Genomic DNA, 21,654 nt, shown 5'->3' with positions numbered 1-21,654 from the left:
CTCTCCCCAGGAATGCGCTGCTATTTCAGCGGCTTGAGGCCGGCCTCGATCGAAGCGCGTCTCGGTTCGAGGAACGGCGGCAGCGCGAGCTTTTCGCCGAGTGTCTCCAGCGGCTCGTCGGCCGTGAACCCAGGTCCGTCGGTGGCGATCTCGAACAATATCCCGTTCGGCTCGCGGAAATAGAGCGAGCGGAAATAGTAGCGCTCGACCTCGCCGCTTGACGGCAGCCGGAATTCGGCTAGGCGGGCCGTCCACTGATGCAACGTTTTCTCGTCTGGCGCCCTGAAGGCAACGTGATGCACGGCACCGGCGCCTTGCCGTGCTGGAGCCAGACCCGGCTGCACCGCGACATGAAGTTCCGCCGCCGGACCGCCATCACCCATTTCGAAGACATGAACATGGCCCTTGCCGTCCGGCGAGGCATATTCCCGCGCCTTGCGCATGTTCATCACATCAGTCACCACCGCCTCGGTGTTGGTGATGTCGGGAACGCTGATGACGATCGGGCCGAGCCCACGTATCTGGTGCTCTACGGGAACCGGGCTCCCGGCCCACGCGTGGCTGTCACCCTTGCCGTCATCGCTGACAAGACGCAGGCGCTGTCCCTCCGGATCTTCGAAATCCAGCGAAGGATAGCCGCCGATGTCGCTGACCGCTCCTGACACAATGCCCTCGCCGGTCAGGCGCTCTTTCCACCAGCCAAGGCTTTCGCGGCTGGCCACCCGCAGGCTCGTCCGGACGATGCTGTGGGTACCGCGCCGCTCCGGTCCGACAGGCCAGTCGAAGAAGGTCATGTCGGTACCCGGCGTCGCTTCCCCGTCGGCATAGAACAGATGATAGGCTGACGTATCGTCCTGGTTCACGGTCTTCTTGACCAGGCGCAAGCCCAGTATGTTCCTGTAGAAATGCAGGTTTCCAGCGGCATTGGCGGTGATCGCCGTCAGATGATGGATTCCAGTCAATTGCAGGCTCATGGTCGTCTCCCTGATCTCGAGGAAATCTACGAGAATTGTTGTTCCTCATATCGGGACGCTCGGCCCATCCCCGAAGAGCCCAAAACCCGACGGTCCGTCGCCGCAGGCTGAACGCTGGCGCCCTTGACAGGCAGGGGCATTCGACAACCCGCCTGGCCTCCAAGCCTCCTGACAGACTGCTGTCAGGAGGGGTGTGCGATGATGCCTCCATCAAAGAGAGAGGAGTCAAATCATGCCCGGTTTTACCATTCTGCGCGACATGCAGCATTATGTCGGCAAGATACGCACGATACGCAACGAGATCCGCACCCAGCGATTCCTGAACGCGCTGCCGCCGGATATCCGCAAGGACATCGGCTGGCCGTACATGTATGCCGAACGCCGCATGCGCGGCAACTGAGACGAATTTTCCGACATCACGGTTGGATGTGGGCGCGACGGCACCCAGATAATAGGTCCGGTGGAGCGAGCTCATGCCAGAACAGAAGAAAATCGGCATCCTTTTCATCGAAGGCTTCGCCGACTGGGAATATGGGCTGCTGGCAGCCTCGGCGGTCGAATGGTTCGGTGCACGCACCGTGTCGCTGACGCCGGACGGCAAGCCGGTGAGCGGGATCAGCGGTTTTCGGCTCACGCCCGAACGCTCGGCCAATGTCGACGACAATGCCGATCTCCACGCCGTCGCGGTGATCGGCTCCGAGCAATGGTTCGGCAAGACGCCTCCTGATACCAATGACTTACTCACGGCCGTCGGGCAGCGCGGTGGCGTGGTCGGCGGCATCTGTGCCGGAACGCTGGCGCTCGCCCGTGCCGGCCTGTTCGACCGGGCCAGCCACACCAGCAACGGCCGCGACTGGATCAACGAAAAGCAACCCGGCTATCCGGGTGCCGCAAACTATCAGGACGTGCCGCATGCCGTTGCGGACGGCACGATCGTTTCAGCGCCGGGTTCGGCGCCCGGCACGTTCGCCCTTGCTTTCCTGAAAGCGCTCTACCCGGAACGGAGCGGTGATCTCGCCCAGATGCGTACGATGTTCGCCAAGGAATATGCCGAAGCCTCCTGACAGAATGCTGTCAGGAGCGGCATGCGATAGTGCAGTCATAACGGGAGCGAAAAAATGGCCGTCATACCTTCAAAAGCCTCTGCTTGGTTCGAGATCCCTGTCACCGACATGGATCGGTCACGCGCCTTCTACGCCGCCGTGCTTGAGAACGATTTGACGCTTGAGGAAAGCGGCCCGAACCCGATTGCAATGTTCGCGGCGCAGGACCGAATGGCATCCGGGCATGTCTATCCCGGCAGGCCGGCGGCGCCTGGAACCGGTCCAACCATTCACCTGTCGGTCGCGGCGCCCATCGAGGATGCCATGGAGCGGGTGAAACAGAATGGCGGCCAGGTCGTTTCTCCGGCCATCTCCATTCCGGTCGGCACATTCGCCTATTGTCTCGACCCGGACGGCAACAGTTTCAGCCTTTTCGTTTGAGGTGATGAGGACCGCCTGATGGTGAAAAGCTGGAACGACAGGCTGAACACACCGGGCATCAACGGCGTCAAGCCGTCGCCGCGTACGTTCGCCGACGTCATCGAGGATCAGCCAATGCTGGTGCCGACGGCCCGGCAGGTGGATGATTTCATCCGCACAATCCCCAACGGCGTGGACATGGATGTTCGCGCCCTGCGCACCGCGCTCGCCATTGAGCACGGCGCCGAAGTGACATGCCCGGTCACCATAGGCTATCATCTGCGCACCGTCGCCGAGGCCGCCAATGAGGATCTCGAACGAGGCATGACGCTGAACGACATCGCGCCATTCTGGCGCGTGCTCGACACGAAGACGCCGACGACGAAGAAACTGTCCTTTGGCACGGCATTTGTTGCCGCGCAGCGCAAGCGCGAAGGACTGAAACCATAATGCACGCCGCCTAAAAGTGGAAATCGGTTTTGGGCGATGACATGCATGGAAGCAACGCCGAGGGACGATACGATGCGCCGTGCCGACAGGCTCTTTCAAATCGTGCAGCATTTACGCGGTGGTCGTCTGGTCACCGCCCAGAAGCTGGGCACGTGGCTCGAGGTTTCCGAGCGAACGATCTACCGCGACATAGCCGACCTGCAGTCGACGGGGGTGCCGATCGACGGCGAGGCCGGCGTTGGCTACATGATGAGGGAGGGTTTCGACCTTCCGCCGCTGATGTTCACGCGTGACGAGATCGTCGCGCTGGTCGCCGGTGCCCGCATGGTGCGTGCGTTTGGCGGCGCCGCCATGGCGAGGGCGGCCGACGAGGCGCTGGTGAAGATCGGCGCCGTACTGCCAGACGCCGAGAAGGACCGCATCGCCCGCACCGAAATCCACACGCCGATGTGGGTGGTGAGCGACGCTGCTCGCGAAGCGATCGACTTGATCGAGCGCGCCGTGGAGAAACGCCAGGTGCTGACCATCGACTATTGCGACGAGGCCGGCCGCGGCACCGCGCGCGATATCCGTCCGCTCGGCCTGTGGTTCTGGGGCAAGGTTTGGACGCTGGTCGCCTGGTGCGAGATGCGCGATGATTTCCGCGCCTTCCGCATCGACCGCATCGCCTCGGTCATCATCGCCGGCCGCATCTTCAAGCCGGAGCGCGGCAAGCAGCTGGCCGACTTCTACCGGGCGGTGGAGCGCAGCGAGGACTACGGCATGGCGCCGGACCGCGCGGCGCGAACCTGATAGCTGTGCGAGCATGACAATAAAAAGCCCGCGCGAAGCGGGCTTTTTTGAAGATCAATGGATCGGCCCAGAGCCGATCTTTTCTCATTCGTCGTCGTCGGCGTCCGTGTTCTTGGACTTCAGCGCCGACAGCTTGGCGAAGACGGCGTTGGCGTCGAGCTCAGCATCCTCGTCCTTCGGCTTCTCCGGCGTTGGCACCAGACGTTCGGTCAATGCCGCCGGCAGCAGCGTGTCGCCGACCGGCTGCGCCTGCTCGCGACCACGCGAGGCGCGGTTGACTTCCATGTCGAGGTCGATCTGTGAAGCAAGGCCCAGCGTCACCGGGTCCATCGGCTGCAAATTGGCCGAGTTCCAGTGCTTGCGGTCGCGGATCTGCTCGATCGTCGACTTGGTGGTGCCGACGAGGCGCGAAATCTGCGCATCCTTGAGTTCGGGATGGTTGCGCACCAGCCAGAGGATGGCGTTGGGACGGTCCTGACGCTTCGACAGCGGCGTGTAGCGCGGACCCTTGCGCTTGGATTCCGGCACCCGCACCTTGGGTTCGGACAGCTTCAGCCGCTGATTGGCGTCTTTCTCGGCGCGCGCGATCTCGTCACGGGTCAACTGGCCGGTCATGATCGGGTCCATGCCCTTGATGCCCTGGGCCGATTCGCCGTCGGCGATCGCCTTGACTTCGAGCGGATGCAACCCGCAGAACTGCGCGATCTGCTCGAAGGAAAGCGCGGTGTTGTCGACCAGCCAGACGGCGGTCGCCTTGGGCATCAACAGCGTATTGGCCATTTTAAAAATCCTTCTCGTTCGCCCGCGTTCCCGCGCGGGCGGTGGTTTAGGGCCACCAAAATGGGAAATTCGCGGTCTGTATAACCGCTCTCAAGCCGTTTCGCAACGCTTTTGGCAGACGCGCAATGGCTCGCCCCGAGAGATCAGCAAGCCTGGTTCATCCGCCCTTGGCCGCGCACCGTTCTCATCGAAACGGCTCGGTGCTCTTGAGCAGCGCGACGAGCTGACTTTGCTGGCGGGTCCTCGTCTTGGCGAATATCCTTTCGAGATACGTCCGGCTGGTCTTGACCGTGATGCCGGAACTCGCCGCCGCGTCCTTCAGGGAATATCCGGCGGCAAGAGCCGCGGCCAGCGTGGCTTCCGCCGGCGTCAGCTCGAACAGGATACGAATATGGTCGGCAAAGCCGTCGCTCACCTGGAATGAGACTTCCCGAAGCATGATCATCGCGCAGTGTTCAGGCGCCAGGCCATAGGCCGGGGCATGAACGAACGGCGTGATGGAGGCCAGCAGTTCCGGGCGGTCGGGCTGCTCGCGATCGCCCCGAAGCAGGAGCGTACCGCCTTTGCCGGGCATGAGATCATCATATGCCGCGCAGGCATTCGCGACGAGTTTCCGGAGCGGCTGGGCGTCCTTGAAATTGGCTGCCTGGATCTCGTCGCCGGACGCGCGAAGCAGGCTGCCGGGATGCGCCAGAATCGTCTCGGCGGCCTCGTTCATCTGCACGATCCGCTGGTGACCATCGACAACGACGACCCCGAAGGGGAGATGCGAGAACGATAAAGCGAGCAAGGAACCCGCCTGGAAATTCCGGCCAATCTGGCCGGCGCGCAATATGTGCGGCGCGATTTTCTGCAGCAGATCGACATCCGCATCCTCGAAGGCAGGCTGCCTTGCGCCGCGCTGTATGTCGACGAACCAATAGGCGTCGCTTGAGCTCGCGAGGTTGCAGGCTATTCCGTGATGCATGTCGCGCGGCCTGAAACAATTCAGCCAGATCTCACGCTCGCGAAATGCCGCCTCATCGGCGGCCGACGGCCGGCGACAGGCCACACCGACGGGCTCGGCCTTCGAAGTACCGTAAATCGGATCCCGCAGAAGGGCTTCGATCGTCTCCTGCGAGAGCAGGTCCGGATCGGCAACGGACATCACCGCATCGACGCTGTTCCGCCTGAAACGCGATATGCAGGTTCGCGAACCGTCGAACAGATCGCCCAGATCCGTCACGACCTTCTGCCAGCGGCTCCGATCATAGGCCGCTTCATAAATTACCCCGATCAAGGCCGCGATTTCATTGAGGCTGTGGTGGATCATGCACTTGTCCCGCCAAACGCATGGAACGATCAAACTCACGATCGACTACAATTAGAGGCTAATGTAGCTGAATTCATTAGTCCATAAAAATTCGATAAATTTACACTCGATCGAACGTCAATCTGAATACCTGCCTTGAGAAATTGAAACCTTGGGGCTTAAGTCAACGGAGCGAGCCTGTTTGCCTGACGATTTTCCTGCCCGGCCGCATGATCGCTCGCAACAGACATCGTTTGTTAGCCGGATATATTTCTGAACACCGATACGTCACTCAAAAACCGCCTCGGTATGCCCCGCATTTCCGTTGTCGGCGGACGCACTCAAGGGCCGAAACGACAAAACCCGCCGGACAGGGTCCAGCGGGTTCGGAACCGGCGACGGGAAACCCGTCTCATGCGGCTCTGGCTTAGGTCACGGCCCCGGAAGGCCGTTCTTGAAATCAGACGGCGCGGCGAGCGATCTTTTCGATGTCGGCGCGATTGATGCCGAGATCGTTGAGCTGACGGGTGTTCAGCCGGTTCAGTTCGCGAACGGTTTCGTTGTACATACGCCAGTTACGGAAAGCGCGGATCGGGTTCATGGTAGTCCTCCAAATGGTTGTTCGTTTCGGTGATGCTCAAATAGGCGTCAACGATGCGGAGTTGAATGGCTGATTTTGCATAGCAATGATGCAAATGCTGCATTGCAGCATTAAGCCTTTGTTCACTTTGTGAGCAGGCCCGCACGGCGCTGCCTAGGACGTGTCGAGATTCCGGTCAGGCCGAGTCGAAAATGGTTGATACCGAGAACCGGAGCGGAGCGTACTTTCGTACGTGAGCACCGGAAGCGCAGGCATCAGCCATTTGCAGGCCGGCATCACCTGAATATCGATGCGGCCTAGCCGACATCGAGCACGATCTTGCCGATATGCTCGCCGTCCTCCATCCGCTCATGTGCCCGCCAGGCGTCGCTGAGCGGGAAGATCATGTCCATGACCGGGGCAACCTTGCGGGTGCCGAGCAGCGGCCACACCTGTGCCTCCAGTGCGGCGGCAATGGCCGCCTTGAACTCGACGGTGCGCGGCCTGAGCGTCGAGCCGGTGTGAACAAGCCGCTTGACCATGATCTTCGAGAAATCGGCGCTCGCCACCGCCCCGCCCTGCACGGCGATCTGGACAATACGGCCTTCGACCGCCGCGGCCTCGTAGTTTCGCGCCACATAGTCGCCGCCGACCATGTCGAGGATCACATTGGCGCCCTTGCCTCCTGTCGCATCCTTGACGGCGGCGACGAAATCCTCTTCGCGATAGTTGATCGCTCGATCCGCTCCCAGCTTCAGGCAGGCGTCACATTTCTCCTTGGTGCCGGCCGTGGTGATGACATAGGCGCCGAAAGCGGCGGCAAGCTGGATGGCCGTGGTGCCGATGCCTGACGAGCCGCCATGCACAAGCAAGGTCTCGCCGCGCTTCAGGCCGCCGCGCTCGAACACATTGTGCCAGACTGTGAAATAGTTTTCCGGCACCGCGGCGGCTTCGGTGTGGGTAAAGCCAGCCGGCAGGGGCAGCACGCTGCCGGCATGCACCTTGACGTATTCGGCATACCCGCCGCCAGGCGTCAGCGCGCAGACCCGGTCGCCGATGCGCCAGCGCGATATGTCGTCGCCGAGGGCGGCCACTTCACCGGACGCCTCGAGGCCCGGCAGGTCCGACGCACCGGGCGGTGCCGGATAGGCACCCTTGCGCTGTTGCACATCGGGCCGGTTGACGCCGGCGGCGCGCACCCTGATCAGGATTTCACCGGGGCCCGGCTGCGGCACATCGCGGGTTTCGGGTTTCAGCACCCGGGGACCACCAGGTTCCGAGATCGCGATGGCCGTCATCTTTGCCGGAATTCTCTGTCCATTCGCCATGCGTATTTCCAATCCTGGTTCGCCCGAATCTTGCCCGATGCCCAAATCTTGCCCGATGTTTGCATCCGTGCCCCTGCCCTATGTATGCTCATTGCCAAATCAGGCAAATGGCCAAATCAGGGAGGAGCGACGATGGCGATCTTCGACGACGAACCCAAGAAAAATGCGCGCCCGCACGAGATCGGGCAGGACCTGTCGCTGCTTTCCGTCGGCGAATTGTCGGAGCGGATCGTCATCTTGCGAGAAGAGATCGCCAGGTTGGAAGCCGAACTCAAGGCCAAGGACACCACGAAGTCCGCGGCCGAGGCATTGTTCCGACGCGGATAGTTTCGAAAGCACCGGTTTGACGCCGCCGAAAAGCCGGAATGCAACTGTCTTCAGACCTTGCGCTTCAGCAAACTCCAGCCGGATCAAAACATGTTCGCAGCCTACCGACCGATCCTCTCGCTGCTTCGCGGCACTGCTTTCCTGCTAGCGGCATCCGGCTTGCACGGCCTGCTCCTGCCGCTGCGCGGTCAGCTTGAAGGTTTCTCAACGGCATCGCTCGGCCTGATGGGCACCGCCTGGGCGGGTGGCTTCGTCACCGGCTGCTTCTTTGCCCCGCGCATCGTGCGCCGAGCCGGTCATGTGCGGGCCTTCGGCGCCTTCGCCGCATCGGGAGCGATCGTCGCATTGCTCACCGGCCTGATCATCGACGAGTATGTCTGGATCCTGCTGCGCGCCTTCACCGGCTTCACCATGGCCGGCGCCTTCATGGTCATCGAAAGCTGGCTGAACGAGAAGGCGACGAACGAGAACCGCGGCACCGTCTTCGGCCTCTACATGATGGTCACCTACGCCTCGATCATGGGCGGACAGATGATCGTCGCCGGCGGCGACGTGAATTCGGCCTCGCTGTTCATGATCACCGGCATACTGTTCTGCCTGTCGCTCATTCCGACCGCCGTTTCGACAGCGTCGCATCCCAAGCCGCTGCAGGACGTCTCGCTCGACGTCAAAGGCCTTTATGCCAATTCGCCGGTGTCGGCGGTCGCTTGCCTGTTGGTCGGCATAGCCAATGGCGCCTGGGGCACGCTTGGCGCGGTCTACGGCGCGCGCATCGGCATTTCGACGCCCGAGATTGCCTTGATGATGAGCCTCGTCGTCGTCGCCGGCGCCGCCATGCAGCTTCCAGCCGGCCGCCTGTCCGACACGACTGATCGACGTTTCGTGCTGGCGGGTGCTGCCTTCGGCGCAGCGCTGTTCGCGCTGGCGATCTTCCTGCTCGAGCCGCGTTCCGCTGTTCTCGTCCTTATCTGCACTGCCGCCTACGGCGCCTTTGCCTACACGCTCTATTCGATCGCCGTCGCTCATGCCAACGATCACGCCCGCTCGGAGGATTTCGTCAAGGTCTCGGGCGGGCTGCTGCTGCTCTATGGGTTCGGCACGATGATCGGGCCGTTGCTGGCCGCGGCACTGATGGGCTGGGTTCGGCCGGAAGGCCTGTTCCTGGCGACGGCGCTCGCGCATCTCAGTCTCGCCGCCTATACGCTGCTGCGCATCAGCCGCCGCGCCCCCGTGCCGATCGAAGGCCGCGACGCCTTCAAGACACAGCCGGCCGACCGCTCGGTCACGCCGGAAGCGTTGCGACTTGATCCTCGAAGAAAAGCTGAAACCAATGGTTGAGATTCGAAAAGCTTTGCCTCACAAATAAGGTATGATGTTTTCCGACGCCTTCATGGCGATTGCCGACCCCAACCGGCGCCATCTCTTGGAAGAACTCCGGCGCGGCCCGAAGACCGTCAACGAATTGGCCGCCGGACTGCCGGTATCGCGACCCGCCGTCTCCCAGCACCTGAAGGTGCTGCTTGATGCCGGCCTGGTCAACGCCAAGCCGGAAGGAACAAGGCGCGTCTATACGGTGAGCAATGCCGGTTTCCTGAAGCTGAACCTCTGGCTCGATCAGTTCTGGGAGACCTGATGCTTGTCACCCAAAAGTGCGCAGCGGTTTTGGGACAACGACATGCAGGAAGACAAAGACCTGACGCGCGTCGCGTGAATCCGCAATAGCGCGGCGCGCTTAAGCCCTCACCTGATACCGGTAGCCGAAATCAGGCTTCAGCCGACAGGGCCGCTCCCAGCGCATCGAGCAGTTCACGTGTGCCATGCTCGCGGGTGGCCGAGTTGTCATGGCCGTCGAGAAAGGCGCCCTGCTCGGTCAGCACCAGCCGCGTGCCCTTCCCTTCGGCATGCAACTCGATCGTGGCCAGCGACACCGAGATGCGGGTTTCGCCAAAAAGCATGTCGTAGCTGTAGACGATGCGCTGGTCCGGCACGATGTCCTGATAGGTGGCATTGTAGACGTGGATCGGTCCGTCCTTCGGGCCGCCGGCATTGACCTCCTTGCCACCGACGCGAAAATCCATTTCGTGCCTGCTGGGCATCGGGTTGCTGGGGTCCGTGAACCAGCGTCTCTTGGCCACCGGATCGCTCAGCGCGAAATAGACTTTCGCGGGCGGCACCGGATAGAAGCGGTCGATGACAAAGGTGGAGTGAACGACGGATCGCTGGGTCATCGGAATTCTCCTGCTAGCTCGATGGTTGCTGGGTGATGAAGACGCCGTCCTTGTAGGCGGCGCCGAAATAGACCTCGACATTGCACAGCCGGGTGCCCCGGAACGTATGAAGCTCGGTGTTGCGGAAACTTTTGCCGTCGAGCGTTTCGCAACGGTAGAGAACGAAGGCGCTGTCCCCGTCCTCGCATATCCTCTCGATGGTGATCGACTTGAAGGGCTTGCTGTTGGGCCAGCACCTGACGAAATAGGTCGCCCGGTCGATGGCATCGTCATAAGGGCTGGTGAAGGTGAAATCATCGGTCAGGACAGCCTCGATGATTTCGCGGTCATTCGCCTTGTAGGCAGCGAAGTAGCCGCGGATCAGCTCCGATCTGCTTTTGCCTGGCATGGTGGAAACTCCCTTCTGCTTGGTATGGCGTTTGCCAGATCAGGCGTTGGCGGGCTCGCTCGAAAACTCCGCCGCGAGATTGTCCAGCGCGGCGCTGAATCCAGCTTCGCTGCCGGCGATCATGTCCTTGTCGCCGAAAGCCGCGACCTGGTCGGTAAGGATAAGCCGCGTGGATTTGCCCTGTGCCTTGAGTTCGACCGTGATCAGGGACACCGAAAGCCGGTTCCAGCCCTCCGACACGGTTTCGGTCGAGACGATCCGATGTTCGGGTTCGATATCCAGATAGCGGGTTTCCACCCGGTAGATCAGTTTGCCACGCGGCCCGCAGCGACTGACGTCCAGCCCGCCGACGCGAAAGTCGGCCTTGTCGTAGATCAGCTCGACATGTTTCGAAGGTGTTCCCCAGCGCATGCGCGCTTGCGGGTCGGCCAGGGCCTTGAACACCCGCGCCGACGAGGCGTCGTAGGTGCGTTCGAGTACGATGGTGGCATGTGTCACGGATGCTTCGGTCATGATGGCCTCCTTCAGTTTCCCTCGGTCTCGTCATTGGTTTCGGCAAGAAAGTCGCCCAGCCGATCGAGCCGGCGCTCCCATGTCAGGCGCCGTTCGTTGATCCAGTGTTCGGCGGCCCTCAGTGCCTTCGGTTCGATCTGGCAGGTGCGCACCCGGCCAAGCTTTTCGGTGCGGACAAGGCCGCTTGCCTCCAGCACGTTCAGGTGCTGGACGACGGCCGACAGCGACATCGCCAGCGGCTCGGCCAGTTGGCTGACCGATGCGGGCCCCCGCGACAATCGGTCGACCATCTGCCGGCGCGCCGGATCGGCGAGCGCCTGGAACATCAGATCAAGCTGGGCCGGATCGTGCAGCATCGGCTTTAACCGTTATTGTAGGGAAACATGTGGAAATAGGGCCGCGCTTCCTCGATCACCCGGGCGAAGGACGGCCGCTCCACCAGCCGGTCGTGATAACGCTTCACCGCCGGATATCCGTCGCCGAATGGCTCGACCTTGTTGGCGTAGAAGAGCGCCGGCGACGCCGCGCAGTCGGCCATGGTGAAGGTTTCGCCCGTCGCCCAGCTCTTTGTCCGCATATCCTGCTCAAGGAAGGCATAGGAATTGCGCAGCTGGCGGCGGGCCTGTTCGACGCCGAAAGGATCGGTCTTGCCTTCCGGCCGCAACCGGTCGGCGACGATCTTCTGCATCGGCTCCTGCACGTAGAAATCATAGAAGCGGTCGGCCACGCGAACCCTGCTGGCGAGATCGACATCGGCGGGGAGCAGATCGACCGGCCCCGGGTAATGCGCGGCCAGATATTCGACGATGATGGTCGATTCCGGCACCGTGCGGTCGCGCGCGTCGTCGCGCAACGCCGGCATCTTTCCCGAGGGTGACAATTTCAGGAAGGCGGCCCTCGACTGCTCGTTGCCGAGATCGACGATGACCGATGTGAACGGCGTGCCGTTCTCATAGAGCGCGATCAACGGCTTCCAGCAGAAGGAGGCCAGCGGGTGAAAGTGAAGCGTAAGGGTCATTGTCCTGCTCGTCTGTTCGTTGGCGCGCCAGCCTTGGCGCTTCGTTTTCGTGAAAGTTCAAACACTGAAGCATTTACTTAACTATTGCCGCAAGCCCGAAGCGTCAAGTCCGGCCATGCTCTTAGCCGGCCTGGGCGTGAGCGACGATCGCTGCGGCTATCGTTGTCCAATCGTCGGGGTGAAGTTCGTGACCACCGCCTGCAATGCGGACAAGCCGTGCCCCGGCAACCGCGTCGGCAAGTGCCGCGCCGTGCTCGATCGGGAAGATGGGATCCGCCGTGCCGTGCAGGACAAGCAGCGGGGCCGCGATTTCGCCGAGGCGGCCCTTCCAGCCCTCGCCACCCTTGAGCATGAAATGATTGGTCGCGCTCAGAAAGCCGCCGGAACGGTCGTAATCCCCTTCGATAAACGCCCTTGTCCGTTTATCATCGAACGGATGCGTCACGCCGGCGATCATCCGCGCATCCCTGGTGATGAAATCGACCACCTGGCCGCGATCGGACCAGTCGACTTGCTCGCCGCCGGCCGAATGCTCCATGTAGGCCTCGGCCGTTCCCGGCAGGTCGGACGTGTCGGTTCCGATCGGCGAACTGCTGATGACCGTAAGCGACAGGACACGGCCGGGATGCTCGAGCGCCGTAAGCTGCGCGATCATGCCGCCCATCGACATGCCGACAATATGGGCCTCTCCGATGCCATGGCTGTCGAGCACATGGATCGCATCATCAGCCATGTCGTCGAGCGTATAAGGCGGCGCTCCGGGCGGATATTTGTTCGAGCGGCCGGTGTCGCGATTGTCATAGCGGATCACGAACAGGCCGGCGTCGGCCAGTTTCCGGCAAAGCGCCTCCGGCCACCAAAGCATCGAAGCCATGGCGCCCATGATCAGCAGTATCGGCGGGTTTGCGGGATCTCCAAAGGCCTGCGAGGTGATCTCCGGGTGTTCGCTCATCGCCATGTCGGGAGTCTCCTGGCCTTCATAACTGATTGCATTTCACAATCGGTTGCACGATATAAAACCGATACGATAATGCAACCGGTTTTTCTCGGAGAGTCGCATGAGCATCGAGCGCCGGTCCGGATGTCCGATCAACCTGTCGCTGGAGGTGTTCGGCGACCGGTGGAGTCTGATCATCCTTCGCGACATGATTTTCGGCGGCAAACGCCATTTTCGCGAGTTGCTCAAAGGCTCGATGGAAGGGATCGCCTCCAACATCCTCGCCGACCGGCTGAAGCGGCTGATGGAGCTGGGCATGCTGACCAAGGCGGACGATCCCACCCACAAGCAGAAGGCCATCTACAGCCTGACCGAAATGGCCATCACGCTGGTGCCGATCCTGGCGCATCTCGGTGCCTGGGGCCGTGTCTGGCTGCCGGTGAGCGACGAGCTGTCGATCCGCGCCGAGCTTCTCGAAAAAGGCGGTTCGCCGATGTGGGAGCAATTCATGGAAGAGCTGCGCCACGAGCATCTGGGCACGCCGGCCAGCAGCCCCTCCGACGCCACCGTGCGCGCAACCTTGCGGGCCGCGTATGAAGCGGTGATGGCTCGCAAGGCCGTGAACGCTCCGGCCAGTTGATCACTTATTTTGCCATTTGCGGGCCGGCTCTGCTATCAATGAGTTGAAAAACATATTTCACGGGATTGGATAAAGCACTTGGTTGAGAACTCTAAGGACACCGCCCGCGCACGCGCCGATTCGCGCTTCAAGAAACAGGAAGAGGCCGCCACCGTGCGCCAGAAGGCGATGGCCGAGTATGTCGCCGAGAGCGATGCCCGGCAGGCCAAGACCAACAAGCTGCGGGCGCTCCGCCTTGCCAAGGAGGCCGAAGACCTCGCCAATGCGCCTGCCGCGCCGGCCAAGAAGCCGGCGCGCGCCAAGAAGAAAACCGCCTAGCGGGTTCCACCTTCAAAAGCAGATCCAGAAGCACGCACGCTGCACCCGCCATATCCGGATGGTGCGGGGACTGGCGACGTGATCGACACGTTGCCGCCGCCTGTCGCGGTCGCTGCCTATTCCGCCCTTTCCGGCGAAGCAATTTCAACCGAAACCGGGATTTCGCACCGCCCGCACCCGGTCAATGATCCACGCCTTCCCACAGGAGATTACCATGACAGTACTGACGCTCGAAAAGGCCAAGCAGATCATCGACGCCGCCTTTGCCAAGGGAGCCGAGCTCAAGCTCAAGCCGCTGGGCGTCTCGGTGCTTGATGCCGGCGCCCATTTGGTCGCCTTCCAGCGCCAGGACGGCGCCTCGTTCCTGCGCCCGCAAATGTCTGCCGGAAAAGCCTATGGCGCGCTTGCCATCGGCATGGGGTCGCGCCACGTGGAAGCCTTCGCCAAGGAGCGCCCGCATCTAGTCGCCGGCATTTCCGATGTCTCGGGCGGACGTGTCCTGCCGGTTGTCGGCGGCGTTCTGATCCGCGACAAGGCTGGTGTCGTCATCGGCGCGGTCGGCATTTCCGGCGACACCTCGGACAATGACGAGGCCGCGGCCATTGCCGGCATCGAGGCGGCCGGTTTCACCGCCGACCCGGGTTGAGCGCCCTCGATATCGAGCGCGAGGATGCGTTGAGATTCAGGTCTGGCCGAGCCGAAAATGGTTGGTTCCGAGAACCGCAGCGGAGCGTACTTGACTACGTGGGCACCGGAAGCGCGAGAAGCCCGCATTCGCAGGTCGGGCTCACCTGGATGTCAACACATCCTTAGTTGAGATTGATATCCCGGCTTGCCGATCGCATCGACACCGCGAACCCCGCCAGCACGTCGATGAGCGCGATGACCATCAGCGTGAAGAAGACGGAATGGGCCGCACCCTTCACCAGCAGGAACTCGACCAGGAACGCCACGAAGACAAAAGTCGACAGCAGGTGGTCCATGATCGACGCATTGGTCGTGCGTGTCGACTTCACCATTTCCGCGAAAAAGAAGATCAGCCCGATCAGCACCATCAGGTCGCCGAGGGTCATGGAAAACACACCGCCCGACATCATGTGGACCGAGAATATCTCGGTCGCCCACGGATCATCGCCGCCGCCGAATATTCCCAGAAGTCCGAGATTGTAGAGGACGAAGGGCACGATCAGCAGCGGAATGGCACCGAACATCTGGCGTCTCCGGTTGGGGACACCCTTCTGTAGAATGCGGCGTAGGCCCGCCGTCAAGAATTTTCGTAAGGGCACGACAACACGAACGAAGACCGCGTGAAACCGCATGGCAGCCGGAATTGCTCCCGGCCGCCACGCGATCCCCTGAACTCAGCGCTTGAACTGCCCCGCCCGCACCGCAGCGCCAATGACGTTGAGGAGGATATGGCCAGCGGTAATCGAGGTGATCTCGTTGACATCGCGCGCCGGAGTGATCTCGACGATGTCGACACCGACCACCTCTCCCTTGGCGAACAGTCCCTTGATCAGGTCGATCGTCTGGCGATAGGTGACCCCGCCCGGCTGTGGGCCCGCGACAGCCGGCATGACCGCCGGATCAAGCCCGTCGGCATCGATGGTCAGATAGTAGCGGCCGCCATCGGGGATGCGCTTGAGCAGGGCAGCCGTGCCGATGTCCTGCCATTCATTGGTGGTGATGATGTTGGCGCCATAGGCACGGGCGGCCTCGACCTCTTCGGTGCGCGCGCTGCCCTGGCCGCGCACGCCGACCTGGAAGATGTCCTTGACATGGGCCATTTCCGAAGCCCGGCGGATGGTGCTGGAATAGCCTTCCTTGACGCCGTTGACATTGTCGCGCCAATCGAGATGGGCGTCGAGCTGCACCAGGGTGATCGGGCCCTCGCCGTCAAGCGCCCGGAAGATCGGGATCGGAATGCCGTGGTCGCCGCCAATGGTGATCGGCAGCGCGCCAGCGGCGCGGATCTTGCGGATCGCGGCTTCCGCCCTGCCGTAGTGCCCGACATGGTCGGCAGCCGCGCCGGGCACGTCGCCGACGTCGACGACCTTGACGTCCTGGCCGTCGAAGACCGGCCCGCCAATGTCGAAATCATAGCGGTCCAGCGCCTGGCTGATGCGCTGCGAGGCGCGCCGCACCGCTGTCGGCGCGTTGGTCTGGTCGTTGATCAGCTCGTCGATCGTGTAGGGGTCGCCATAGGGCATGCCGATAATGGCGACGTCAGCGTTCAGCGTGTCGAGATCCTCGACCAGCGGAAAGTTCATGAATGTCTGGAAGACATCGCGCGGCGCGGTGGTGAGTTTGGACATGGGGTCTCCTCTGTATTGAAAAGTTTTTTGGATCAGGCGCCACGGCGGGCCGCGAGATGGGGCTGCAACCTGTGCTCCAGGCTGCGCGAGATTGCCGCGACAAGAGCGGTCAGCCCCCAGTACAGCAATGCAATGGCGGTGAAGATCTCCACCGGCGAGAAGGTGCGGCCGATGACGTTCTGAGCCATATAGGTAAGCTCGGGAACCGTGATCGCCGACAGGATCGCTGATTCCTTGATCAGCGTGATTGTGAGGTTGGTGGCCGCGGGCAGGATATAGCCGAGCACTTGCGGCACAAGGATCTTGCGAAAGATGGTGAGGTAGCGCAGCCCGAGCGCATAGCCTGCCTCTACCTGCCCACGCGGGATGGACTGGATCGCCCCCCTGATGATCTCGGCCGAATAGGCGCTGGCGTAGGCCGACAGCGCGCCGATCGAAACCACTACCGGCGAAAGCCGGATGCCGAACATCGGCAAGGCGTAGAACAAGAGGAAAATCTGGATCAGAAACGGGATGTTCCGGAAGATTTCAACATAGGCCGAGACTATACCCGCCGACAGCCGCCCGCCACGCAGCCTGACCAGCGCCAGCGCGACGCCGAGCGCGAAGCCAAGCGGCAGCGACACCGCGCACATCAGCACCGTATTGCCGAAGCCCTTGGCGAGTATCTGCCCATTGTCCAGGATTACGGAGAAATCGAACGTCATGCGCGTGCTCCCTCCGTCTTGCGTTCCAGATGCCTGGTCAGCAGGCTGCAGGAGAACAGAACGATGAAATACAGCACCGCCGCGATGCAGAAGGCCTCGACCGGCCGGTAGGTGACGTTCATGATGTTCTGCGCGGTGCGGGTCAGTTCGACCACGGCAATCACGGAGAGGATGGATGAGGCTTTCACCAGCATGGTGAACTCGTTGACCATCGGCGGGATGATGGCCCGGAACAGCTGCGGCATGATGATCTTGAACCAGGTCACCACGGGTTTCAGGCCAAGCGCCTTGGCCGCCTCGTATTGGCCGGCGGGAATGCGTGTCAGCCCGGCGCGCAGGATCTCGGCGACGAAGGCAGCGCTGTTGAAGCTGAGCGCCAGCACACCCGCCAGCAGCGGCGGCAGATCAATTCCGACGAGGCCCGGCAACACATAATAGACAACGAAGATCTGCACGATCAGCGGCGTGCCGCGAATGAAGCTGGTGTAGAGCGCGCCGATCCAGCGAACCACGCGCCAGCGTGATCGACCGCAAGCGAGCAAGCCGAAGCCGATCACCGTGCCGACCAGGAACCCCAGCGCCGAGACACCGAGCGTGATGCCGGCACCGGTCAGGAATTGTGGCAGGAAGGCCAGCGTTTTTGAAAAATAGAACATTTTTCAACTCGAACGGAGAAGCATCGCCTGGCGTGGCAAAGGCAGCAAACCATCGCCTGCGCCGCGCCAGACATGTTCAAGGACAGAAACGGTTCAGAGCGCGCGGGCTGGCAGATAGCCTTCAGCGGGCGTCTTCATCTCAAAGCCGAACCATTTCAGCTGCAGCTCCTTCAGCTTGCCACTGTCCTTCAGCTCGCCGATCTTGGCGTTGATGAATTCGCGCAGATCCTTGTCCTCCGGCCGCAAGACCCAGGACAGATAGGAGAATTCGCCGATCGAGCCGACGACCTTGTAGGTATCGGGAACGTTCTTCATCAGCACCGCCGCTGAAGGTGAGGCGATGACAATGGCGTCGACCTGTCCGGAGGCCAGGGCGACATGGGTTTCGGGGAATGAGGTGAACAGCTTCAGTTCGCCGACACCTTTGCCACCCTTGTCCTTGAGCTCCTTGTCATAGGCTTCGATGATCGGCTGCACGGACGACGCAAGCTGCGTCGCCACCACCATGCCCGTGATGTCTTCCGGCTTCTTGATGCGGGTCTCATCGGCGCGCACGACAATCACATTCTCGAACGACCCCGTCGGTCGGGTGTAGGCGTATTTCGCGGCCCGTTCGGCGTTGATGCCTGTAGACGTCGCCATCAGATCAAACTTCTTGGCAAGCAGGCCCGGCAGCAGGCCCTGGAAAGGAAGGTTGAGCTGGTCGAGCTTCACCCCTAGCTGGGTTACCACATAGTCCAGGATGTCCTTGTTGTAGCCGACGATCTGGCCATCACGAACGAACTCAAATGGTTCGAAGGCGGCCTCGGTGCCAACGACGATGGTGCCGCGCTGCTTGATCTGATCGATCAACCCATCGGCATGAGCGGGAGCGAGTGACAGGAAGAGCGGCGCGGCGGCAAGCAGGGACAGGACGCGGCGGCGCGAGGCGGAGAAAAACGCAATCATTGTTACCCTCTTTTTTCTTCGGTTTTACTGTGCTGGTAGGCGCGGCCGCTGTGTTTGAAGACGCGACCGATCATGTAGCTCTCGGAGTCCTTGATGCCGGGAACATTGGCCAGTTCGCTGACCAGGAAGTCATGCAGGCTGGTCGTTGACGGCAAGGTGAGCTGGATGATGATGTCGAACGGTCCGGTCATGGCGTAGACACTGTCGACGAACGAGTACTCGGACAGCTTTTTGGCAACGCTGATGATGTGCTCGCGATCGACATCGAGCCCGATGATTGCCGCGATGCCGACATCGCTGCGCAAGGGACGCACGACAGCCTGGATGCAGATATCCGGATCTTCCAGCACACGGGCCATTTTTCGCCGCACGGTCGCTTCGGTCACGCCGATGCGCTTGGCGATATCGACGCTCGACATCCTCCCGTCGACCTTGAGTTGGGAAAGCACCGCTTGTTCGGTATCGTCCAGGTCACTCGTACTGACGAAATCCCACATATATTCCCTAATTTTTGTCGATTAACGACTAGAAATTATAAAATTGCATAAGAAACCATTCATGACAATCCCACATGCGCCGAAAAACATCGAGCGCTGGAGAATCCGATCATCGCGAGAGATCTCGGAATGCCCGTTTGGTTCATGGAAGATGGCGCGTTGAGGGAGTTCAGGCAGCGTGATCACGCCTGCCAGGCGTCAGACCCGTCTGGAAGGATACCCACGCACTGAAACAGCGTCACAGTCGATCGAAGATCAAGGCCTGGAAGGATGTCGGCGATAGCCGCCCGCGCTTCGCGAAGCGCGCCATCCGGCTGAAAAACGCAAAAAGACCGGCCAGTGGCCGGTCTTTTTGTAAATCAAGACTTGGGAGAAGCTGGTCTCAGCTTTCCTTGGGCGTCAACACCTGACGGCCGCGATACATGCCGGTCTTCAGGTCGATGTGGTGCGGGCGGCGCATTTCGCCGGAATTCTTGTCCTCGACATAGGTCGGGGCCTTCAGGGCGTCGGCCGAGCGGCGCATGCCGCGCTTGGACGGAGAGGTTTTTCGTTTCGGAACGGCCATGGATATGCTCCATTACATGGTCAAAAAAGCCCCGCCTGCCCTCGTGAAAGGGCCGTTGCAGGGGCCGGATCTGAGAAAGTCGGGTGCCTATACACGCCCTGTGCCGTTTTGGCCAGCACCACCGCGAATTTTTTTGAGTTGGCTACTGTAGACAACCGACATAGGCGCCGGACCGGCCCGCCCGCCGCTCGATCAGGTTGGCGAGCCGTTTGAGGCCCGGTCCGGGCTTTGCCGGATTGCGTTCGATCGGGTTGGGCAAGGTGACGGTCAGCAGCGCTGCCTGCCGCCGCGACAGCTGTTTGGCCGAAACTCCGAAATGATGCTGGGCGGCGGCCTCGATGCCATAGATGCCCGGCCCCCATTCGGCGATGTTGAGATAGATCTCCATGATGCGTCGCTTCGACATGACGGCATCGAAATAGACGGCCAGCGGCAGTTCGACGACCTTTCGAACCGTGCCCAGCGGCCGCGACCACAGAAAGAGGTTCTTCACGGTCTGCATGGTGATGGTCGACGCACCGCGCGTGGCCTCGCCGGCGAGCGCGTCGTCGACCACGCCCTTCAATTCGCCAAGGTCGACGCCGCGATGGAAACAGAACTGCCCGTCCTCCGACATGATGACCGAATGCGCCAGCACCGGCGCCACGTCGTCGATCGAAACCCAGCGGCGGTCGTAGCCGGAAAACGTCGCCAGATCCTTCAGCATCAGCGTCGAAACCGGATGCACGAACGATGGCAGATAGAGGAAGGTCAGCACAGCCGGTATCAGCGCCATCACGAAAAGTACGGCAATGCCGCGCCGGACCCAGCGTTTGAGACCGATGCGGTTGCCGCCTTTCGGTCTCCCCGCCATGTCCAGCCCTTCGGTTTCGTGATCGACGATCGGTTCCGTCAAGCCGCCCAACCCGTGCTACTCCCCCTCCCCGGCATAATGGCGCTTGGCTTCTTGCGCAATGTCTGAGTGTCGGCTACCCGTCCCGGCCATGACGAAAGACGATCAAATGGCGTTCGAAACCATCCTTGTCGAGCACGCGGCCGCGATCGACGCGCAATTGCGCCAGATCCTCGACGGACGCGCGCTTGCCGGGGAAATCGCGCGCCCGGAACGTCTGATGGCGGCGATGCGCCATGGTGTGCTGAACGGCGGCAAGCGCTTGCGTCCCTTCCTTGTCATGGAGGGCGCCGCGTTGTTCTCGGCCGACGGGGAGGCCGCGTGGCGCGTGGCGGCAGCGCTTGAATGCATGCATTGCTATTCGCTGATCCATGACGATCTGCCGGCCATGGACAACGACGATCTGCGCCGTGGCCAGCCGACCGTCCACAAGGCTTTCGACGAGGCGACGGCCATTCTTGCCGGTGATGCACTGCTGACACTGGCCTTCGACATAATCGCCGATGCGGCGACCGTACTGCCGCCGGAACGCAAGGTGGCGTTGCTACTGACGCTTTCCCGCGCTGCCGGCGCCGGCGGCATGGTCGGCGGCCAGATGCTCGACCTCGAAGCGGAACGGCGTCGGCCAGATGAGGCCGGCATCATCCGGCTTCAGGCGATGAAGACAGGCGCGTTGATCCGCTTTGCCTGCGAAGCTGGTGCGATTGTCGCCGGCGCCCCGGCGCAAGACCGCGAACGGCTGGCCGAATTCGGCTCGGCGATAGGGCTTGCCTTCCAGCTCGCCGACGATCTGCTCGACCTGACGGCCAATGCGAGCCAGATGGGCAAGGCGACCGGCAAGGATGCCGCGGCCGGCAAGGCGACGCTGGTGGCGCTGCATGGCGCGACCTGGGCGCGAAGCCAGCTCCAGGGCCTCGTCGATCAGGCCCATGCCTTGCTCGAGCCCTATGGCGAACGCGCGGCACTTCTGAAGGAGGCCGCCAAATTCGTGGCGGTCCGCAGCAACTAAGGCGCGGTTTTGCTCCACGAACGAAATTTTAATGTAAA

At 61.8% G+C, this 21,654-nt stretch carries 31 protein-coding genes; 12 read left to right on the top strand and 19 right to left on the bottom strand.

What is annotated here, in order from left to right:
• Positions 1–20 precede the first annotated feature (20 nt).
• The gene (locus tag LGH82_RS22655; protein ID WP_227344886.1) at positions 21–974 is read right to left on the bottom strand and encodes a ring-cleaving dioxygenase; all 954 of its coding nucleotides are present in this window, start codon (positions 972–974) and stop codon (positions 21–23) included.
• Between the two features lie 232 nt (positions 975–1,206).
• Between LGH82_RS22655 and LGH82_RS22650 the strand changes: the two genes are divergently transcribed.
• From LGH82_RS22650 to LGH82_RS22630, 5 genes are all read left to right on the top strand, one after another.
• Positions 1,207–1,374, top strand: coding sequence for a hypothetical protein (locus LGH82_RS22650; RefSeq protein WP_227344885.1), 168 nt, complete (start codon positions 1,207–1,209; stop codon positions 1,372–1,374).
• 73 nt (positions 1,375–1,447) lie between these two features.
• Complete coding sequence (locus tag LGH82_RS22645) at positions 1,448–2,038, top strand: DJ-1/PfpI family protein (protein ID WP_227344884.1); 591 nt, start codon at positions 1,448–1,450, stop codon at positions 2,036–2,038.
• A 54-nt stretch (positions 2,039–2,092) separates the two neighbouring features.
• Positions 2,093–2,458: a VOC family protein gene (locus tag LGH82_RS22640; protein ID WP_227344883.1), complete on the top strand. Its 366-nt coding sequence runs from the start codon at positions 2,093–2,095 to the stop codon at positions 2,456–2,458.
• 18 nt (positions 2,459–2,476) lie between these two features.
• On the top strand, positions 2,477–2,887 hold the full coding sequence (locus LGH82_RS22635) for a hypothetical protein (RefSeq protein WP_227344882.1): 411 nt from the start codon (positions 2,477–2,479) through the stop codon (positions 2,885–2,887).
• A gap of 72 nt (positions 2,888–2,959) precedes the next feature.
• On the top strand, positions 2,960–3,679 hold the full coding sequence (locus tag LGH82_RS22630) for a helix-turn-helix transcriptional regulator (RefSeq protein WP_227349662.1): 720 nt from the start codon (positions 2,960–2,962) through the stop codon (positions 3,677–3,679).
• Between the two features lie 84 nt (positions 3,680–3,763).
• Here LGH82_RS22630 and LGH82_RS22625 read toward each other — a convergent pair whose 3' ends face one another.
• From LGH82_RS22625 to LGH82_RS22610, 4 genes are all read right to left on the bottom strand, one after another.
• Entirely contained in the window at positions 3,764–4,459 is a 696-nt protein-coding gene (locus LGH82_RS22625) for a DUF1013 domain-containing protein (protein ID WP_227344881.1), read from the bottom strand.
• Between the two features lie 184 nt (positions 4,460–4,643).
• On the bottom strand, positions 4,644–5,771 hold the full coding sequence (locus LGH82_RS22620) for a helix-turn-helix transcriptional regulator (protein WP_227344880.1): 1,128 nt from the start codon (positions 5,769–5,771) through the stop codon (positions 4,644–4,646).
• Positions 5,772–6,210: 439 nt separating this feature from the next.
• Positions 6,211–6,351, bottom strand: a complete 141-nt coding sequence (locus LGH82_RS22615) for a DUF1127 domain-containing protein (RefSeq protein WP_227344879.1) — start codon at positions 6,349–6,351, stop codon at positions 6,211–6,213.
• 296 nt (positions 6,352–6,647) lie between these two features.
• Positions 6,648–7,658, bottom strand: a complete 1,011-nt coding sequence (locus LGH82_RS22610; RefSeq protein WP_227344878.1) for an NAD(P)H-quinone oxidoreductase — start codon at positions 7,656–7,658, stop codon at positions 6,648–6,650.
• A 132-nt stretch (positions 7,659–7,790) separates the two neighbouring features.
• On the opposite strand from LGH82_RS22610, the gene LGH82_RS22605 reads away from it, so the two are divergent.
• The 3 genes from LGH82_RS22605 to LGH82_RS22595 all read left to right on the top strand — a co-directional run bounded on the left by LGH82_RS22605 (position 7,791) and on the right by LGH82_RS22595 (position 9,618).
• A complete protein-coding gene (locus LGH82_RS22605; RefSeq protein ID WP_227344877.1) occupies positions 7,791–7,985 on the top strand; it encodes a DUF1192 domain-containing protein in 195 nt (64 codons plus the stop codon).
• A 90-nt stretch (positions 7,986–8,075) separates the two neighbouring features.
• Positions 8,076–9,323 carry an MFS transporter gene (locus LGH82_RS22600; RefSeq protein ID WP_227344876.1) on the top strand — a complete coding sequence of 416 codons (1,248 nt, stop codon included), beginning with the start codon at positions 8,076–8,078 and terminating at the stop codon, positions 9,321–9,323.
• 31 nt (positions 9,324–9,354) lie between these two features.
• Positions 9,355–9,618 carry an ArsR/SmtB family transcription factor gene (locus LGH82_RS22595; protein WP_227344874.1) on the top strand — a complete coding sequence of 88 codons (264 nt, stop codon included), beginning with the start codon at positions 9,355–9,357 and terminating at the stop codon, positions 9,616–9,618.
• A gap of 130 nt (positions 9,619–9,748) precedes the next feature.
• On the opposite strand, the gene LGH82_RS22590 is transcribed toward LGH82_RS22595, so the two are convergent.
• The 6 genes from LGH82_RS22590 to LGH82_RS22565 form a co-directional block, all read right to left on the bottom strand.
• On the bottom strand, positions 9,749–10,213 hold the full coding sequence (locus LGH82_RS22590) for an SRPBCC family protein (protein WP_227344873.1): 465 nt from the start codon (positions 10,211–10,213) through the stop codon (positions 9,749–9,751).
• A gap of 13 nt (positions 10,214–10,226) precedes the next feature.
• Positions 10,227–10,601 carry a nuclear transport factor 2 family protein gene (locus LGH82_RS22585; protein WP_227344872.1) on the bottom strand — a complete coding sequence of 125 codons (375 nt, stop codon included), beginning with the start codon at positions 10,599–10,601 and terminating at the stop codon, positions 10,227–10,229.
• Positions 10,602–10,640: 39 nt separating this feature from the next.
• On the bottom strand, positions 10,641–11,114 hold the full coding sequence (locus LGH82_RS22580; protein ID WP_227344870.1) for an SRPBCC family protein: 474 nt from the start codon (positions 11,112–11,114) through the stop codon (positions 10,641–10,643).
• Between the two features lie 11 nt (positions 11,115–11,125).
• Entirely contained in the window at positions 11,126–11,470 is a 345-nt protein-coding gene (locus LGH82_RS22575) for an ArsR/SmtB family transcription factor (RefSeq protein WP_227344869.1), read from the bottom strand.
• Between the two features lie 5 nt (positions 11,471–11,475).
• Positions 11,476–12,132 (bottom strand): glutathione S-transferase family protein, encoded by a 657-nt coding sequence (locus LGH82_RS22570; protein WP_227344868.1) that lies wholly within the window; start codon positions 12,130–12,132, stop codon positions 11,476–11,478.
• Positions 12,133–12,253: 121 nt separating this feature from the next.
• Positions 12,254–13,090, bottom strand: coding sequence for an alpha/beta fold hydrolase (locus tag LGH82_RS22565; protein ID WP_227344866.1), 837 nt, complete (start codon positions 13,088–13,090; stop codon positions 12,254–12,256).
• Positions 13,091–13,190: 100 nt separating this feature from the next.
• Between LGH82_RS22565 and LGH82_RS22560 the strand changes: the two genes are divergently transcribed.
• The 3 genes from LGH82_RS22560 to LGH82_RS22550 all read left to right on the top strand — a co-directional run bounded on the left by LGH82_RS22560 (position 13,191) and on the right by LGH82_RS22550 (position 14,673).
• The gene (locus LGH82_RS22560) at positions 13,191–13,709 is read left to right on the top strand and encodes a winged helix-turn-helix transcriptional regulator (RefSeq protein WP_227344865.1); all 519 of its coding nucleotides are present in this window, start codon (positions 13,191–13,193) and stop codon (positions 13,707–13,709) included.
• A 78-nt stretch (positions 13,710–13,787) separates the two neighbouring features.
• Positions 13,788–14,027: a hypothetical protein gene (locus LGH82_RS22555; protein WP_227344863.1), complete on the top strand. Its 240-nt coding sequence runs from the start codon at positions 13,788–13,790 to the stop codon at positions 14,025–14,027.
• Between the two features lie 214 nt (positions 14,028–14,241).
• Positions 14,242–14,673 (top strand): GlcG/HbpS family heme-binding protein, encoded by a 432-nt coding sequence (locus LGH82_RS22550; protein WP_227344862.1) that lies wholly within the window; start codon positions 14,242–14,244, stop codon positions 14,671–14,673.
• A 163-nt stretch (positions 14,674–14,836) separates the two neighbouring features.
• Here the strand turns inward: LGH82_RS22550 and LGH82_RS22545 are convergent, their stop codons facing one another.
• From LGH82_RS22545 to LGH82_RS22510, 8 genes are all read right to left on the bottom strand, one after another.
• Positions 14,837–15,238 (bottom strand): hypothetical protein, encoded by a 402-nt coding sequence (locus LGH82_RS22545; protein ID WP_227344861.1) that lies wholly within the window; start codon positions 15,236–15,238, stop codon positions 14,837–14,839.
• 150 nt (positions 15,239–15,388) lie between these two features.
• Positions 15,389–16,342 carry an agmatinase gene (locus LGH82_RS22540; protein WP_227344860.1) on the bottom strand — a complete coding sequence of 318 codons (954 nt, stop codon included), beginning with the start codon at positions 16,340–16,342 and terminating at the stop codon, positions 15,389–15,391.
• Positions 16,343–16,374: 32 nt separating this feature from the next.
• A complete protein-coding gene (locus LGH82_RS22535) occupies positions 16,375–17,049 on the bottom strand; it encodes an amino acid ABC transporter permease (RefSeq protein ID WP_227344859.1) in 675 nt (224 codons plus the stop codon).
• Complete coding sequence (locus LGH82_RS22530) at positions 17,046–17,705, bottom strand: amino acid ABC transporter permease (RefSeq protein ID WP_227344857.1); 660 nt, start codon at positions 17,703–17,705, stop codon at positions 17,046–17,048. Before LGH82_RS22530 ends, LGH82_RS22535 begins: the two co-directional genes overlap by 4 nt.
• A gap of 93 nt (positions 17,706–17,798) precedes the next feature.
• Complete coding sequence (locus LGH82_RS22525; protein WP_227344856.1) at positions 17,799–18,653, bottom strand: transporter substrate-binding domain-containing protein; 855 nt, start codon at positions 18,651–18,653, stop codon at positions 17,799–17,801.
• A gap of 2 nt (positions 18,654–18,655) precedes the next feature.
• Positions 18,656–19,150 (bottom strand): Lrp/AsnC family transcriptional regulator, encoded by a 495-nt coding sequence (locus tag LGH82_RS22520; RefSeq protein WP_227344855.1) that lies wholly within the window; start codon positions 19,148–19,150, stop codon positions 18,656–18,658.
• A gap of 382 nt (positions 19,151–19,532) precedes the next feature.
• Complete coding sequence (gene rpmF, locus LGH82_RS22515) at positions 19,533–19,715, bottom strand: 50S ribosomal protein L32 (protein WP_008834724.1); 183 nt, start codon at positions 19,713–19,715, stop codon at positions 19,533–19,535.
• Between the two features lie 142 nt (positions 19,716–19,857).
• Positions 19,858–20,619: a biosynthetic peptidoglycan transglycosylase gene (locus tag LGH82_RS22510; RefSeq protein ID WP_227344853.1), complete on the bottom strand. Its 762-nt coding sequence runs from the start codon at positions 20,617–20,619 to the stop codon at positions 19,858–19,860.
• 79 nt (positions 20,620–20,698) lie between these two features.
• On the opposite strand from LGH82_RS22510, the gene LGH82_RS22505 reads away from it, so the two are divergent.
• Positions 20,699–21,616, top strand: coding sequence for a polyprenyl synthetase family protein (locus LGH82_RS22505; RefSeq protein WP_413771382.1), 918 nt, complete (start codon positions 20,699–20,701; stop codon positions 21,614–21,616).
• The last annotated feature ends 38 nt before the right edge of the window (positions 21,617–21,654 follow it).

Source organism: Mesorhizobium sp. PAMC28654, assembly GCF_020616515.1.
GTDB lineage: Bacteria > Pseudomonadota > Alphaproteobacteria > Rhizobiales > Rhizobiaceae > Mesorhizobium.
Note: the sequence above shows the minus strand (reverse complement) of the source record. Positions and strands in the feature narration are given on the sequence as shown.

Excerpts from the sequence above, each read along its gene's own strand:
- LGH82_RS22655 (WP_227344886.1), bottom strand. The coding sequence starts at position 974 with ATGAGCCTGCAATTGACTGGAATCCATCATCTGACGGCGATCACCGCC.
- LGH82_RS22650 (WP_227344885.1), top strand. The coding sequence starts at position 1,207 with ATGCCCGGTTTTACCATTCTGCGCGACATGCAGCATTATGTCGGCAAG.
- LGH82_RS22645 (WP_227344884.1), top strand. The coding sequence starts at position 1,448 with ATGCCAGAACAGAAGAAAATCGGCATCCTTTTCATCGAAGGCTTCGCC.
- LGH82_RS22640 (WP_227344883.1), top strand. The coding sequence starts at position 2,093 with ATGGCCGTCATACCTTCAAAAGCCTCTGCTTGGTTCGAGATCCCTGTC.
- LGH82_RS22635 (WP_227344882.1), top strand. The coding sequence starts at position 2,477 with ATGGTGAAAAGCTGGAACGACAGGCTGAACACACCGGGCATCAACGGC.
- LGH82_RS22630 (WP_227349662.1), top strand. The coding sequence starts at position 2,960 with ATGCGCCGTGCCGACAGGCTCTTTCAAATCGTGCAGCATTTACGCGGT.
- LGH82_RS22625 (WP_227344881.1), bottom strand. The coding sequence starts at position 4,459 with ATGGCCAATACGCTGTTGATGCCCAAGGCGACCGCCGTCTGGCTGGTC.
- LGH82_RS22620 (WP_227344880.1), bottom strand. The coding sequence starts at position 5,771 with ATGATCCACCACAGCCTCAATGAAATCGCGGCCTTGATCGGGGTAATT.
- LGH82_RS22615 (WP_227344879.1), bottom strand. The coding sequence starts at position 6,351 with ATGAACCCGATCCGCGCTTTCCGTAACTGGCGTATGTACAACGAAACC.
- LGH82_RS22610 (WP_227344878.1), bottom strand. The coding sequence starts at position 7,658 with ATGGCGAATGGACAGAGAATTCCGGCAAAGATGACGGCCATCGCGATC.
- LGH82_RS22605 (WP_227344877.1), top strand. The coding sequence starts at position 7,791 with ATGGCGATCTTCGACGACGAACCCAAGAAAAATGCGCGCCCGCACGAG.
- LGH82_RS22600 (WP_227344876.1), top strand. The coding sequence starts at position 8,076 with ATGTTCGCAGCCTACCGACCGATCCTCTCGCTGCTTCGCGGCACTGCT.
- LGH82_RS22595 (WP_227344874.1), top strand. The coding sequence starts at position 9,355 with ATGATGTTTTCCGACGCCTTCATGGCGATTGCCGACCCCAACCGGCGC.
- LGH82_RS22590 (WP_227344873.1), bottom strand. The coding sequence starts at position 10,213 with ATGACCCAGCGATCCGTCGTTCACTCCACCTTTGTCATCGACCGCTTC.
- LGH82_RS22585 (WP_227344872.1), bottom strand. The coding sequence starts at position 10,601 with ATGCCAGGCAAAAGCAGATCGGAGCTGATCCGCGGCTACTTCGCTGCC.
- LGH82_RS22580 (WP_227344870.1), bottom strand. The coding sequence starts at position 11,114 with ATGACCGAAGCATCCGTGACACATGCCACCATCGTACTCGAACGCACC.
- LGH82_RS22575 (WP_227344869.1), bottom strand. The coding sequence starts at position 11,470 with ATGCTGCACGATCCGGCCCAGCTTGATCTGATGTTCCAGGCGCTCGCC.
- LGH82_RS22570 (WP_227344868.1), bottom strand. The coding sequence starts at position 12,132 with ATGACCCTTACGCTTCACTTTCACCCGCTGGCCTCCTTCTGCTGGAAG.
- LGH82_RS22565 (WP_227344866.1), bottom strand. The coding sequence starts at position 13,090 with ATGGCGATGAGCGAACACCCGGAGATCACCTCGCAGGCCTTTGGAGAT.
- LGH82_RS22560 (WP_227344865.1), top strand. The coding sequence starts at position 13,191 with ATGAGCATCGAGCGCCGGTCCGGATGTCCGATCAACCTGTCGCTGGAG.
- LGH82_RS22550 (WP_227344862.1), top strand. The coding sequence starts at position 14,242 with ATGACAGTACTGACGCTCGAAAAGGCCAAGCAGATCATCGACGCCGCC.
- LGH82_RS22545 (WP_227344861.1), bottom strand. The coding sequence starts at position 15,238 with ATGTTCGGTGCCATTCCGCTGCTGATCGTGCCCTTCGTCCTCTACAAT.
- LGH82_RS22540 (WP_227344860.1), bottom strand. The coding sequence starts at position 16,342 with ATGTCCAAACTCACCACCGCGCCGCGCGATGTCTTCCAGACATTCATG.
- LGH82_RS22535 (WP_227344859.1), bottom strand. The coding sequence starts at position 17,049 with ATGACGTTCGATTTCTCCGTAATCCTGGACAATGGGCAGATACTCGCC.
- LGH82_RS22530 (WP_227344857.1), bottom strand. The coding sequence starts at position 17,705 with ATGTTCTATTTTTCAAAAACGCTGGCCTTCCTGCCACAATTCCTGACC.
- LGH82_RS22525 (WP_227344856.1), bottom strand. The coding sequence starts at position 18,653 with ATGATTGCGTTTTTCTCCGCCTCGCGCCGCCGCGTCCTGTCCCTGCTT.
- LGH82_RS22520 (WP_227344855.1), bottom strand. The coding sequence starts at position 19,150 with ATGTGGGATTTCGTCAGTACGAGTGACCTGGACGATACCGAACAAGCG.
- rpmF (WP_008834724.1), bottom strand. The coding sequence starts at position 19,715 with ATGGCCGTTCCGAAACGAAAAACCTCTCCGTCCAAGCGCGGCATGCGC.
- LGH82_RS22505 (WP_413771382.1), top strand. The coding sequence starts at position 20,699 with ATGACGAAAGACGATCAAATGGCGTTCGAAACCATCCTTGTCGAGCAC.